Source organism: Methylocapsa palsarum (genome assembly GCF_900114285.1).
Classification (GTDB): Bacteria; Pseudomonadota; Alphaproteobacteria; order Rhizobiales; family Beijerinckiaceae; genus Methylocapsa; species Methylocapsa palsarum.
The window spans coordinates 18,360-32,061 of the sequence record NZ_FOSN01000012.1 but is presented as its reverse complement, the minus strand read 5'-3'; the positions used below and the strand labels follow the sequence as shown (position 1 = coordinate 32,061).

Genomic DNA, 13,702 nt, shown 5'->3' with positions numbered 1-13,702 from the left:
GATCTTTACCGAGCGCTATCCTCAATCCGGGCAAGACGCCATTTCACGATCTCGATCGGCGAAAGCATCTGTATTGCATCCGTTCCGTTCTCCGCGGCTGCGACCAGGTCCGGACTGACCCCCATCAGGCTGGCGTAACGCTTCACCCACGACGCCATTTTGCCATTGTCGAAGCGCCGTGATCCACCGTCGTAAGCAAACATCCGGTGGATCGCGATCCTGCTTTGATAGAGCGCGATACGGATCGCGCCTCCCATAAGCGCATAGACGCATGCAGAATAACAGGTAGCCGGATTAAGCTCGAACGCGCCCGGCGCAGCCCGCGCGACAATCGTCGTAACCCCGGCTTTTCGAAAGAGCCGGCCGAGAGCCATTCCCGCCGCGATCTTACCGCCTTGAGAATCAATGAAGACGATGGGGCGCGCGCGGCGCGTGGCCGCATTCGCGCGCATAAAGGCGCTGAATTCGTCTGGCGTCGAGTCGGTGATTTCACCGTCAGCTTCGATTGCAGGACCACAACCGAAAAGGCATCCGAACGAACCGGAGGCCGGGACAATCCTGAAGTTCATCGCTGCTGCGCTCGTCGGGTGACCAAGCAAGATCATTGCGCCAAACAGGGCGCCTCCAAAGGCGTGCAACCCTCCGCACAGGTCTGCGATCCGCGAGCAAATCGCTCGTGCGCGCCCCCTGCAATCGCATCTGAATTTAACCGCCGCGAATTCCATGGATTTCGCTGTAGCCGGTGTGCGCTTCTGCAACAGTGAATGCGATCCTAGGCTAAACGTAGGAAATTCAAAATTAAAAATATTTAATGAAATCATCTTCATGAATTATATTTTAGACTAGTTCTTTACTTAGTACTTGTTTTAAATTTATTGTCACCATAAAATGCAATATAATGAACCTATGTTATCAATTTAATACATGTTTTATCCTTTCTATATTGTTGTTTCTGAGCAACATAGCTTATATTAGTCGTATATGTTCTCGTATTTACTTTAATTCTATTCGTTCGAATGGCATCATCCGGCTCTCGAACGCAAACATTGCGTTTCAGACCGAATTGAAGGGTGGGCCATGCCAATCAAGCGATATGTCAACACACCGGGTCTTGTGCTAGCCACGCTCGGAGCTTTGATGTGCTATCAAACCGCCGCGCGCGCGGAGGATACGGCCGAAGAGATCCGGGCGCTCAGGGCGCAACTGAAAAAGCTCGAAGCAAAGGTCAATGCGCAGGCGCGCATGCAAAAAGAGTCGCACGTTCAGATCCGCACCGTCGAATCGCGACCTGCGCCTACACCGGTCCAGATCCCGAGCGGGATCGCCCTTGGTCCGCTCGTCGGCGCGCCTCAGACCGGCCTCACCGCCACACAATCCGACATCCGCGGGCTCCCGGTGGCGGGGTCTCCAAGCCTTTACATCAACGGAGTCAGCATCACCCCCGGCGGTTTCTTCGAACTCGCAGGCGTATTCCGGGATCGTTTTATCGGCGCAGATATCGCCACCCCATGGCAAGCCATCCCGTTTTATAATTCCCGCACCGGCTTAGCCAACGAATTCCGGATGAGCGCTCGCCAAAGCCGGGCCAACCTCCTTGTAAAGGGCGACGTCAATCCATCGACCCATCTCGCGGCCTTCATCGAGCTCGATTTCCTCGGCGCCGCGCAAACCGCAAACTCGAACGAAAGCAATTCCTATACGCCGCGCATACGGCATCTCTACGCAACGCTGGATCAGGATGATCTCGGAGCGCATGTTCTTGCTGGACAGACGTGGTCGTTGATCACGATGAACAGTAAAGGCATTGTACCGCGCCAGGAAAACATCCCCTTGCAAATCGATGCGGGGTACGTTCCAGGTTTCGTCTGGACGCGAACCCCCGAGATTCGTTTTGTGAAAGATTTCGACAAGACCTTCTGGGCGGGCGTTTCTGTCGAAAGTCCCGCGACCACCTTCGGCTGCGCCCCCACTGGCTCGCCGCTCGCGATCGGCTGTACTCCTGCCGGCCCATATGTGGCCGGCCTGCCGACGACGGGCCCGGCGGCCCTTCTCCCAGGATCGCTGGTCTATAACGTCGCGCCTCCGGGCGGTTCATTGTTCAATTCGGCCAACACCTATTCGCTGAATCATTTGCCCGATGTCGCCGGCAAGCTGGCCTGGGATTCATCGCTTGAGGGTCACAATATTCATCTCGAAGGTTTCGGGCTGTTCCGGGATTTCTATAGTCAGGTCAACAATTCCAATCAGGATGTCGCGGGATGGGGCGCCGGCGGATCGATGCTCGTGTCTCTACTGCCCAAACAGCTTGAACTCCAGTTTTCAGGCATGACCGGACGCGGTATCGGCCGTTACGGCTCGGCTCAGCTAAGCGACGTCGCCTTCAACTGGAACGGCGCAATCTCTCCGCTTCAACAAACGATGCTGTTCGCGGGCCTCACATTCCATCCGACGCCGGACCTCGATATGTACGTTTACGCCGGTCAGGAGGCGCAGCAGGCGTCGACGTCGACGATCACCTTAGGCACTGGCAAAACGATTGCCGTGAGCGCATATGGATACGGCAATCCTCTTTATACGAATGCGGGATGTTCGATCATTGGCTCGGCGGTTTGCAATGGAAATATTCACTTGATCCGCCAGCTGACCGGCGGAATCTGGGACAATCTCTATTCCGGGCCTTTCGGAAAAGTGCGTGTTGGACTGCAATATTCCTTCACCCAAAAATACTCATTCCCGGGCTTTGGCGGATCGGCCAAGACAGAAGATAGCATTGGCCTGTTCAGCATCCGCTATTATCCGTTCGACGCCCCTCCGCCGCCTGCCCCTGTCATCGCGAAATATTGAGGCTGATGGAGCGATTCATGCTGGATATCCCAAATGACAACAACAACAAGCCTCTCCTACTCGTTGAAGACGAAGCGGACATGGCGCGAGAGATCGAGAACGAGTTGCGGAGTCTCGGCTATTGCGTGGAGATCGCGACGACGGAAGAGGAAGGGCTACACGCGGCGCGGGTTTGCAGCCCCGCCTTGTTGATTGTCGATCGGATGTTATCTGGTTCTGACAGCCTGTCGATGGTCGAAGCCTTACGCGAGGAAGGAATTCGTTCGCCCGTTCTCTTTGTCAGCGGCCTTGCCGCCGTGGATGAACGCATCCGGGGATTGAAAGCCGGCGGCGACGACTATCTCACCAAGCCATTCGCCATGGGAGAACTGGCCGCCCGCGTCGAGGCGCTGTTGCGCAGATCGAATGAGGCGCCGGCGACCCTCCTTCGGGTGGGGCCCCTGGAGATCGATCTCATCGCACGCAGCGCGCGCCGCGGCGATCGGACGCTCGATCTCCTTCCAACCGAGTTCAAATTGCTGGAATATTTCATGCGCTATTCCGGCCAAACCATTACGCGCAAGATGGTGCTCGAAGATCTCTGGCACTATCGCTCTTTACCACAAACCAATCTTGTCGACGTCCACGTAGGTAATTTACGCCGTAAAATGGATGTGGGCGGACAGCCGTCCCTGATCCGCAGCGTGCGCGGCGTAGGATTCATGCTTGATGTGGATCTCGAAAATTAAGCTCTGGAAGACCGCAACCTTCCGGGTCTCCGTCTTTTTCTCTCTTGCCATCACCGCCGTAACCGCGGTGGTGCTGGTTTTCGTGTATTGGCAGGTGGTCAAACGCGATACCGCGCACCAGAACCGCGTGCTCGCCGAAGAGGTTGCGAGGGGCGTTAATCAGACATTGCCCCAGCTGACGCGAGAGGTGGATCTCCGCATTACGAGAGATCTCAGGGCGATCGATTATGCGGCGCTGTTTGATTCTGGCGGCAAGCTCCTCTCCGGCAACGTCGATGCATTGCCGGCCGCCCTTCCCATCGACGGCGAGACCCATACGATCGGCCTCATTTCACGATCCAACATCAGACGCGAGACCGTTTCCGTCTTGGTCGTCGCCCGACGGCGGCAAGATGGCAGCGTCCTGCTGCTCGGGCGCAATTTGTCTGAAGTCTACGCCTTCCGGCAGATCGTTCTGGAAGCGCTGGCCTTGGGCGTCGTCCCCAGCTTGCTGCTGGCGTTCATCGTCGGAACCATTTTCAGCTTGCGCGCCACGAAGCGCCTCAAAGCGATCAATCGAAAAATCATCAGCATCATGCAAGGCAACCTTACGGAAAGGTTGCCGACTCACGGATTAAACGACGATCTCGATCACGTCGGGCGCGCCGTCAATCTGATGCTCGACGAAATCGTCCGCCTCCTCGATCAGATCAAGAGCGTCGGAGACAACATCGCCCATGACCTTCGCTCGCCGCTCGCCGTCATGCGGATCGGTCTGGAGCGCGCCCTTGACAACGGATCGAGCGACGACCTGCGAAGCAGCGCCGAAAAGGCGCTCGGAACTCTTGATCGCGTGATGACGACGGTCGCCGCCCTCCTAAGGATCTCCGACATCGAATATGGACGCAGGACGAGCGGCTTCAAGACCATTGATCTCGTCGAAGTCTGCGCCAATGCGTTCGATCTTTACCAACCCCTGGCTGACGCGAAGCGCATTGTCTTTACGCTCATCGCTCCAGAGCCCCTTCAGGTCCATGGCGATTTCGATCTGCTTGTAGAGGCTGTGGCGAACCTGATTGACAATGCAATAAAATTCACCCCGGCTGGCGGGTTCGTCGAGGTTGCGGCAAAATCGGAATCGGGGAAACCTGTCGTCCGCATTTCGGACAGCGGGCCGGGCGTGGCGAGCCAGGAGCGCGGAGCCATCTTCAAACGGCGCTACCGCAGCGACGCCACCCGGCATCTGCCAGGCATTGGTCTTGGCCTCCATATGGCGTCGACGATTGCGCAATTGCATGGCTTTGACCTTTGCGTTGCAGATTGCCGAGAGGGCGCCGCTTTCGAGATGTCGTTGCGCGACGCAGCCTGAGCCCGCTCAAGTCGAAATTGATATTGTGAAGTTATTTTCATAAATGTACTTTAATACTAATTATTAAACTATGTTTTATACGATACGCCTTTGCATTTAGACGCATCTATACTATTTTTTGACTTAGAGCCGACGATTTAAACGATCGAGAAGCGGCTGAACAAATCGTTCGAAGAACTTCAAATGACAATTCTTACGACTGATTTTATTAAAACCAGGAAATTACAGCGAACCGCTGTAGCGGCGGCGATGTTGATCGCCTCGGCTGGCGCCGTTGTCGCGAAAGACAACCAGCCTGCGAATCGACCTGCCAACGCCAGTCAATATTACGGTCTCGCTCAGGACGCTCCGGGAGGGTTGGCGTTGTCTCGGCTTGATCGAGCGCGTTTCGATCATTCGGGCACGCGCGGTCGCGAAGGTCTCGGCGAGGATCCGCGTCATCCGGAAGGCCCAGGGAACATGTCGGATTAAGGTCAGGCGAAAGGAGAGCTATCGGCTTCTTGACGATCGACCAAACTTCGAGCGCGCGCGTTTGGCCCCTCGCGAGCGCTCGTTTGCCCCGAGCGCGTCCGACTCCCAACATCGGAAGCGCTCGGGGCTCGAAATTCTGCAAACACTCGACGCGTCGTTGTAGAGCGGAGCAACTATTTCACAAGCGCGCCGCAAACCGCTCCCGCCGGAAGAGAATAGCAACCTGAAGGCGGCGTGCGGCGCTCTTGCGAACGCTTGCGGCCGCTCATTAAACCATCCAGCGATAGTGGCGACGCATTTACAAAGCGAGTGGCGCGACTCGGCGCGGAGCCTCGGCGGCGCATTCCGCGATCGACCGATCTCATGGACGCGTCTCGATCTAAGGCTGGCGTCTCAAGATGAGGGCGTTGCGCGATGCGCGACAGAATTGTTGAAATCTTGGAGTTCGCTCTCTGCCTCACGGTTGCTTCTTCCGGATATGCAGCAGCCCCTGCTCACCATGCCTCAAGACGCGCCGCTTTCCAAAATCGTCTCTGCCCTGGTGGTTCTTGCATCCCCCCGCGGTTTCATTCGATACATCTCCGACGGCGATCAATCGGCGAGGCGGAGCGCTCCGGCCAATGTCCGCCGACGCCCGATTATGAGCGATTTGCCCGCGAAGGGCGTCCCGTCATTCCGGATTTAACCGTACAATATGGATGCGTCGTCCACCCGGAACGCGCCAGCGGCAGCTTCGGAGCGATGCTGCGCGGAGAAAGCACTTTTTCAGATTGAGGAGGCGGCGCCTACTCCGAGTTCTAAAGCGTCGAAGGCGCCGAGGGCGTCCAGCAGCGTCAGCAACAGCGCCGACGCAGCGGCGGGCGCCCTCGGCTTAACTGGCGCAGATGACGGCGGTTTCATAGCTGGCGACTTCCATGCCGATGCAGAATTCGGTGATCACAGGGCTGTTCCAGATCATCGCTTGTGTCCTTCATGGGCCCGGCGGGTGATCGCCTTGATCAACTTTTCTCAACTTCATCCATGAAACATGGAGCTATACGCCGCGCAGCCGGAGACTTTCGGATGTTTATCGCCGAAAATTCCGGAGGCGATTTGGATCGTCTTGCGCCGTGTCGCAATCATTCCTCATCATCATCCGGGAGCGGCAAAGCAGCTAAGACGCGCGTTCCTTTCTCCTCCCGGTTTTCGATCGAAATCGCGCCTCCAAGCGCCTGCACGCGTTCTCTCATCCCAAGAAGTCCAAGCCCCGGAATGCAATTCTGCGGCAAGCCTCTTCCATCATCCTCGATCGTGATTTTCAGGACCGGGACTGCGTCCGGAAGATCGCCCGCCGACGTGGCGCCCTCGTCGAACTCGACACGGACCGAGGCTCGACTCGCGCCCGCATGTCGGTAGATATTCGTCAGGCCTTCCTGAACGATGCGATAGGCGCCAAGGGCGAACGCCTCGTCGAGCGCCGAGAGATCGTGCGGCGCGACCAGATCGAGCGCGACATCAGGATGCCGGTCTTTCCAGGAAGCGACAAGTTCTCCCAGCGCGTCGTTGAGCCCGAATTCCGCCAACCCTCTTGGACGCAGGCGTCCGAGCAGACCACGAAACACCTGTTGCAATGCTTCGCTCGCTCTTTCCACGGCGCCGCTGACCTGGCGCACTCGCGTGGAATCCGGCGGGGTCTGGCTCGCAAGATCCTGAAGCGCGACGGCGCCCGCGCGGATCGAAAACAGCGCCGGACCCGCCTCATCGTGAAGATCGCGCGCGATCTCCCTGCGTTCCGCGTCCTGAACCTGAATAAGCTTGCCAAGGAGAGAGCGGTTTTCATCCTTGACGCGGTCAAGCGTCGCGCCAAGAGAGTTCAGCGCATAGGAGATGTTCTGAAACTCCGCTGCGCCGCGCAGCGGTATGCGAACATTGTCCCTGCCCGCCTCGAGTTCGGCAAGACCCGACCGCAAAGCGGCGAAGGGCGCAAGCCAGGAGCGCACAAGCGCTAACACCACCGCCAAAATCGCACATGTGACCGCAAGGTTGATGAAGGCGAGCCTCGAGACGTCGGACCAGATTTCGGTCAACTCGTCGAGCGGATTGGAGACGATCGCAATGCGGCCGTAATCCTTGTTCTGCACGATGACCGGAACGAATGTGACTTTGGGGGCGGCGCCGATCAGGGAAACGAACCAGTTCGGCGCGTCGTCGCCGGGATGGAGAGCCATTTCCGAAGCAAAATCCGGCGAGGGATCGCCTTTTGCGAGGATCCGTATATCGACATGCCGCAGGGTTCCAAGGCTCTCGTATAGTCTACTCAACCCCGGCAAGGGATCGTCGCTCTGAGGCAAGGTCGCGATCGTCATGAGCACCATTTGCCGCGTGAGACGCAGATTGCTTTCAGCCTCCGCGCGGACTCTCGGTCCAGCATGCACGAGCTGAATGGCGATATTGATGAGCAATGTCGAGACGAGAACGGAGCCGATCAACCAGCTCAGCCCGGTCTTGAGAGAAAAACAACGCATGGTTCGTGGGTCCAGGAGCGATGAGCGCGCCGCCGTCATCCGTCGATCGGCCAGAATGCCAGCGTCAGGACGATCAACACCGCCCAGAAGCCGATTTCCAACGTTTCAGTGATCGGCTGAACTCGCTGCACGGCGCCGACGATATGGATCGCGAGCATGAACAACCAGACCAAAATCATGAATTCGAAAACGAATGTCTGGTCCACGCCGGTCAATCCGGCCCGGAAGACGAAGATTTCGAAAATGGTCGCAAATGCGCCAAGACATCGCCCGAAATAGACGGCGAGACGTGTGTCTTCCGGAACGGTCCAGAGCATCATGCGAGCCCAGCGCAACGGCGTCAGGAGAATGGGAATGGCGAAGAACAGCGTCGTCGCGGCGGCGAGCGCGAGGAGGAAAGAGGATGCGTGGGGCGACCAGAATCCGATCATGTTTCAGTCCGTTTCGTCAAAGATCAACCCCGTCGAGACGGCAGAAATGGTTTGACAGAGCCTTCTGCATTTCAAATAGTCGGACGGGTTTCATGCGATTGAAAAAACTTATGCGCGTTCTCATTATTGATGACCACCCCATGGTGATCGAGGGCTGCCGGGGCATGTTGTCCGGTCATCCCGACATAGAAGTGCTCGAGGCGCATGACGCCAACGAAGCGATGGAGACTAGCGCCGCCTCCGAGCCTGACGTGGTTGTGCTCGACATCAATCTTCCGGGCGTCTCGGGCTTCGAGCTCCTGCGCCGTCTTCTCAAGCGCAGCCCTACCGCCAGGATCATTGTTTTCACCATGAACGACGATCCGGTTTTTGCGGCGCGGTCGATCGACCTTGGCGCGCGGGGATATCTGGCGAAGAACGAAGATCCCAAAACCTTCATCAAGGCCATTCGCGCCGTCGCGGCGGGGGAGCGATATCTTTCCGGCAATCTCGCCCTGAAGCTTGCGTTTTCCGACCAAAATCTGGCGAAGAACCCGCTCGATTCGCTCAACGCGAGGGAGATGGAGATTTTGCGTAATCTCGCCGATGGCAAGGACATGGCAGAGATCGCCTTTGTTCTGAAAGTTTCCTACAAGACCGTGGCGAACAATTGCCTGCTGCTCAAGCGTAAGCTTGGCGCGCGTTCGAAAGCCGATCTCCTGCGCATCGCCGTTGAACACAAAGTGGCGATGAGGCTGGCGTGATTGCGATGCCGGGCGAGGGTTTATTTCAGCCGCTCCGGCGTAAAGCGTTTCGACAAGAACGCGAGCGCGCCATCGTGATCGACGCCGGCATGGCGCAGGTTCAAGTAGAACTGACACAGGTCCCCGTAGGTTTGCTTCTGGCTCGTCTCAGGCACGATCATGGTCAGCGAGGCCAGCAACGTGAGAGAGCTTAGCGGGCGCCCCTCGCTCGAAAGAGTCTCGCTGACTTGCGCGGTGCGGTTGGCGAGCATCCGATCGGACTCGAGAAAACGCGTCTCCGCCAAAGCCAGGGCTTGTCGCATCTCGAGGACGGCCGGATCATTCGCCGCGACCTCCCGCCGCATCTCCTTGCTGACAAGCCAGGCGGCGGGATCAACCTGGTCGGAGATACGCAGCCAGTTCGACCGATTCTTGTCCTGAACCTCGACATGGTCCGACGACGTCGCGTCCTTGGATGGCTCGCGCTTGTCGCAGGCAGCGAACAGCGTCAGGCAAAAACCCGCGAGAAGCGCAGGACGTATGATCCAGTGCGTCATGGGGCGTCTCCTTACGCTGATCGCCGTCGTGGCGAGCCGCGGCTATTTGCCCTCGACCTTCTTCTTCAATCCCTGCAAACCATCGCGCAGAAACGTTGACATCGCCGTGCGGGCCGCCTCGTCATCGAGATTTTCTGGAGGGTCGTTTCCGGTATAGCCGCGATAAAGGCGTCCGTACCACGCCACTTGGCTGCCGCCGCCTTCGGCCGGCTTGATGGTGAAGGTGACCGTATAAGAGCTGACCGGCAAGGCGTCGAGATTTGGGTCCGACATGCGGTACGAGAGTTTGAAGTCGGCGGGATCGATTTCATCAAGGCCTTCCTTCAGCACGCCCCCTTTAAGGGTGATCTCCCGCTCGGCGCCGGCGGCGTTTCCGCCTTTGATCGTCGCGGCGGTCACGTCGGGATGCCACTTCGCGATGTCGCCAAATTGACCCGCCACGGCCCATACCGCCTGGGGATCGGCCGCGATAACGATAGATTCGTCCACCTTGATCGGCGTCGGACCATGGGCGAGCGCCCCCGTCGCGACCATTGTGGCGGCGAGCGTCCACAAACTCTTCATTTACGTCTCCATGGTTGCGCCGTCGCTGTACGCTTGCGCCAGGGCTTGCGGACCGACGGCAACTTGAAATGCGTGGGAGCGGCATAGAGCGCGAAGAGCAATACGCCCGCCGCGGCGCCAAGAGACGGGCGAAGATCGAACTCGGCCCGTCGCGGACGCGCAGTTGCGGCGTCGGTGTAGGATTTTACGAGGCGAGGCGCATCGACGAGATGGGCGTATTCCAGGCCTGTCGTCGCCGCCAGCGATTGCAAATAGGGTTCGCGCACGGACGACAGATGCTCGACGCCAACGGCGGCGGCGGCGCCGAACGGCGCGTTCCGCGCGTTATATCCTTCGCGTTCCTCGGCCCCTCTCGGCGGCAATCCAAAGCGGTTTTCATGCGGCACGTCGTCGACGCGCAGAAAGCCGACCTCACGCCCGTTGTCATCGTATTTCGGAATCGGCGACAATTCGTAGCCCCCGACGCCGACGATCAGCCCGCGCACCTCCCCTCGCCGTCCCTCGAAGGGGGGCCCTCCGGAAGCCGGCAGAGGCGGAGCCTCCTGGCCGTCGGTCAAGAACATCAGATCGGCATTCAGCTCGCGCGCCATATCGATTGCGCGAAACAATCCGGCTGCAATATGGCTATCGCCCTCCCACGCCATGCGCCAGTCGAGCGCTGCGATCGATCCTTCGAGCGGCGCGTAATTGGCGCAGGCGTCGATCGGCTCGAAGAGGAGAAACGGCCGCCTTTCCGAAAATACGCCGAGCGCGACCCGCGACGGACAGGGCAAATCGGCGATCGCCTCCCGCAACGCAGATTTTACGAATTCCAGCCGACTGACGGGCCGTCCTTCGGCGGAATAGTCCCGCGTGTTCATACTCCCGGTGACGTCGACGATGACGAGGACATCGTAGCCGTCCCGCATCAATGTCCAGCGCGGCGCTGCGAACGCCGCCGCCAGCAACAAGACGGCGCCGATCAGCAACCAAAGCCGAAAGTCGTAAAAATCCGGCCGCATCACGGAAGCCCCTTTGGCGCGCCGGGAATGTCAGTCCATAGCATTTTCGGATCCGCGGAGAGTTCATCTCCATTCTTGTGTTCGAATTCGGGATTGTCGCGCACCAGGCGCGCGGCGACGTCGAGATTGTATTTGGCGTCCCAAAACTCAGGGTGAAGCTGAAGCGCGCGACGGTATTCGCGCTTGGCCAAAATGACGAGCGGTCCGGCGGCGTCGAGTTGGCTGCGCTCTATAAGGTCCAGCGCCTTGCGCAGCAACGCATTGGCGAGCAAATAATGCCCACGAGACTTCAGTTCGTCGCTCTCGCTCCGGTCAAACGCATCGACATAGGGCCGCGCGCGGTCAACTTCGCCGCGGGAGGTGAGGAAAGCGATGCGAGCGAGCAAAAGCTCGGGGCGCGCGCCGGGATCGACCTCAACATCGCGTCCCGCGCCCAAGGCTGCGATCTGCGCGTTGCCATCCATCGCGCGTCGCCACATCGCCGCGAAGAACAGCGCCGCCGCACACAGCGCAATCGTGGTCGCGATGAGCAACGGCGAGCGAAGTCTGCGCCAAATGCGGGCGGCGGCCGGCCGCGGTTCGCCGCCCCCGAGCAACACGCTCTTTCCGCGGCGGACTAAGATCAAGGTTTGGCCTTTCCCGGAACAAGACGAATTTCCGCAAATTTGGCGGCCAGCAACAAGCATGCGGCGAAAAGACCAAGCAGAATAAAGGCGGCGCTCATCTCGGTTCTTGGCTCCTTTTCGAAATAGCGCACAGGGCGGCGCTCCAGTCGATCAATCTGACGCAGCGCTTCCTGCGTCGCTTCGGGGCTCTCCGCCTCGAAGGCGCGATAGGGAGTGTTGAGCGACTTGAAGAAGAGATCGAGATGACGTTCGGGCGCAGCCTGCGGCGTGTCGTCGCCTTCCGGCCGGTCATAGATGCTCGGGCTGCCGGCGGTGCGAAGAAACAACCAGTACAAATTCACGTTCATCTTGGCGAGGTCGGCGCGCAGATCGTCCTGGAGTTTCGGATCGATGACTCCGGCGCCGTCAGACACGAGCAAAACCGCGCGGGATCTGTCCGCTTCGCCTGCCTTGACCATCGCCAGGGCCATGGCGAGCCCACGCCCGATGTTGGTGTAGTCGAGTCCCGGGCGATCGATCGCGTCGATTGCCGCCTTTGTCGCGGCGAGATGATCGGAAAGCGGCGTCACTAACATCGGCTGCGTCGAGAACGCCGCCACGCCAATGATGTCATGGTGTCGATCGTCAACGAAACGACGTAGAATAGTTTTGGAGGCCGCAGTCTTCGATTCTTCGCCGCCAGCGGGAGTCTTGCCCGCGAATGTTTCGTTCATGCTCCCGCTGCGGTCGATCAAGATCGCGATCTGCGCGCCTTCGCCAATCCGCTCGATCTCGGCGCCCGCAAGAAAAGGGCGCGACGCGCCGAGAAGACTCGCGGCGATGGCGATAACGCCACAGGTTGTCAAACCGGAGTCGAGGACGCGCGAAAGCAGATCCGGCGGCGCGGCCGTCAAGGAAGAAATCGAGGATGGACGCAACGCCGAGCGAGCGAAAGGAGCGAGCGCCAACACTAGGAACAGCAGAACGAAAGGGTAATCCACGCCAAGACCGCTCATCCGACTCTCTCTCGCCTCGCAAGCGACTCGGAGAGACGCGCAAGTTCGCCAACGGTGACGTCTATTGCTTCCGTGTCTTCGGGGCGGCCGAAAAAGAGCCTCCGTGAAGCCGAAAAAAAACGGTTGAGCGAGCTCTCGAGATCGGCGAACTCAGGATGGGCGTGAAGCAAGGTGGGCAAATCCTCCTGCAGGAGGCTCTTGCCGCGGCAGGCGTCGAGAGTACGGTGAATGTCCATAAGCGCGGCGCAAACCGTCTGCCGATTCTCGGGAACACGCGTCAGCGCGCGGATGCGGCGCGCCAAAGCCGAGAACAGCCGCCTGCGCCGCATGTGAAACGGCGGCCAGGCCCGATCGCGCGCGATCAGAACGAGACCCAAGAGCGCCGTGGTGGAAAATGCAGCGAACGCAGCTTGTGGACGCGTCTCCGAGAAGGTGATCGGCGCCGTGTCGGGGCGCATATAATCTTCTGCGTTTTCCCTTTTTTCGGGGGCGACCTCGCGCAACGGCGCGACGCCGATTCGCCACACAGGAACTTCGTGAGATTCTACGCCGGACGGCGTCGTGATAGTCAGTGTGAAGGCGGGAATTTGAACATCACGAACATCGAGCGCGACGTAGAAGTTCTGGTATGTCAGATCAAGGCGCCAAACGGCCCCGTCGTTCGTCCGCGCTTGTTCGACATAGATGTTTCGCAGATCGAGGGAAGCGCTCAACGTTCCGGGATGCGGCAACGTCGCAGGGGAGAGGACCGCACCGGCCGGAGCGCGAATTTCCACCTCGGCGTGGATAAGGTCGCCGACGAAATAGCCGAACGGTCTCGCAGAATGAACCTCAACCGAAATATCGCCCGCCGAAGCTGGAACAACGCCCACGGCCAGGAGTATGACAAGCGAGAGCCCGCGCATCACGCT

General features: G+C 59.0%; 13 protein-coding genes. 4 read left to right on the top strand and 9 right to left on the bottom strand.

The window, feature by feature from the left end:
- Positions 1-5: 5 nt before the first annotated feature.
- Positions 6-827: a COG3904 family protein gene (locus tag BM177_RS13430; protein ID WP_139223625.1), complete on the bottom strand. Its 822-nt coding sequence runs from the start codon at positions 825-827 to the stop codon at positions 6-8.
- A gap of 310 nt (positions 828-1,137) precedes the next feature.
- On the opposite strand from BM177_RS13430, the gene BM177_RS13425 reads away from it, so the two are divergent.
- From BM177_RS13425 to BM177_RS13415, 3 genes are read left to right on the top strand one after another with little or no spacing between them, the layout of a single operon-like run.
- Positions 1,138-2,844, top strand: coding sequence for a hypothetical protein (locus BM177_RS13425; RefSeq protein WP_091684413.1), 1,707 nt, complete (start codon positions 1,138-1,140; stop codon positions 2,842-2,844).
- A gap of 5 nt (positions 2,845-2,849) precedes the next feature.
- Complete coding sequence (locus BM177_RS13420) at positions 2,850-3,572, top strand: response regulator transcription factor (protein ID WP_342028910.1); 723 nt, start codon at positions 2,850-2,852, stop codon at positions 3,570-3,572.
- Entirely contained in the window at positions 3,553-4,920 is a 1,368-nt protein-coding gene (locus BM177_RS13415) for a sensor histidine kinase (protein WP_244532320.1), read from the top strand. The genes BM177_RS13420 and BM177_RS13415 overlap by 20 nt, the downstream gene beginning before the upstream one ends.
- A 1,589-nt stretch (positions 4,921-6,509) precedes the next feature.
- On the opposite strand, the gene BM177_RS13395 is transcribed toward BM177_RS13415, so the two are convergent.
- Together BM177_RS13395 and BM177_RS13390 are read right to left on the bottom strand one after the other, a co-directional pair.
- Positions 6,510-7,895 (bottom strand): histidine kinase, encoded by a 1,386-nt coding sequence (locus BM177_RS13395; RefSeq protein ID WP_091684590.1) that lies wholly within the window; start codon positions 7,893-7,895, stop codon positions 6,510-6,512.
- Positions 7,896-7,930: 35 nt separating this feature from the next.
- A complete protein-coding gene (locus tag BM177_RS13390) occupies positions 7,931-8,326 on the bottom strand; it encodes a hypothetical protein (RefSeq protein WP_091684401.1) in 396 nt (131 codons plus the stop codon).
- Between the two features lie 110 nt (positions 8,327-8,436).
- Here BM177_RS13390 and BM177_RS13385 point away from each other — a divergent pair, with 110 nt between their 5' ends.
- On the top strand, positions 8,437-9,069 hold the full coding sequence (locus tag BM177_RS13385) for a response regulator transcription factor (protein ID WP_091684587.1): 633 nt from the start codon (positions 8,437-8,439) through the stop codon (positions 9,067-9,069).
- 20 nt (positions 9,070-9,089) lie between these two features.
- On the opposite strand, the gene BM177_RS13380 is transcribed toward BM177_RS13385, so the two are convergent.
- From BM177_RS13380 to BM177_RS13355, 6 genes are read right to left on the bottom strand one after another with little or no spacing between them, the layout of a single operon-like run.
- Positions 9,090-9,605 carry a hypothetical protein gene (locus BM177_RS13380; RefSeq protein ID WP_091684398.1) on the bottom strand — a complete coding sequence of 172 codons (516 nt, stop codon included), beginning with the start codon at positions 9,603-9,605 and terminating at the stop codon, positions 9,090-9,092.
- A gap of 42 nt (positions 9,606-9,647) precedes the next feature.
- Positions 9,648-10,169, bottom strand: coding sequence for an SRPBCC family protein (locus BM177_RS13375; RefSeq protein ID WP_091684395.1), 522 nt, complete (start codon positions 10,167-10,169; stop codon positions 9,648-9,650).
- Positions 10,166-11,170: a VWA domain-containing protein gene (locus tag BM177_RS13370; RefSeq protein ID WP_091684392.1), complete on the bottom strand. Its 1,005-nt coding sequence runs from the start codon at positions 11,168-11,170 to the stop codon at positions 10,166-10,168. Before BM177_RS13370 ends, BM177_RS13375 begins: the two co-directional genes overlap by 4 nt.
- Positions 11,170-11,796, bottom strand: coding sequence for an MxaK protein (locus tag BM177_RS13365; protein ID WP_342028909.1), 627 nt, complete (start codon positions 11,794-11,796; stop codon positions 11,170-11,172). The genes BM177_RS13370 and BM177_RS13365 overlap by 1 nt, the downstream gene beginning before the upstream one ends.
- A complete protein-coding gene (locus BM177_RS13360) occupies positions 11,793-12,791 on the bottom strand; it encodes a vWA domain-containing protein (RefSeq protein ID WP_091684389.1) in 999 nt (332 codons plus the stop codon). Before BM177_RS13360 ends, BM177_RS13365 begins: the two co-directional genes overlap by 4 nt.
- Positions 12,788-13,696: a hypothetical protein gene (locus BM177_RS13355; RefSeq protein ID WP_091684387.1), complete on the bottom strand. Its 909-nt coding sequence runs from the start codon at positions 13,694-13,696 to the stop codon at positions 12,788-12,790. The genes BM177_RS13360 and BM177_RS13355 overlap by 4 nt, the downstream gene beginning before the upstream one ends.
- Between the last annotated feature and the right edge of the window lie 6 nt (positions 13,697-13,702).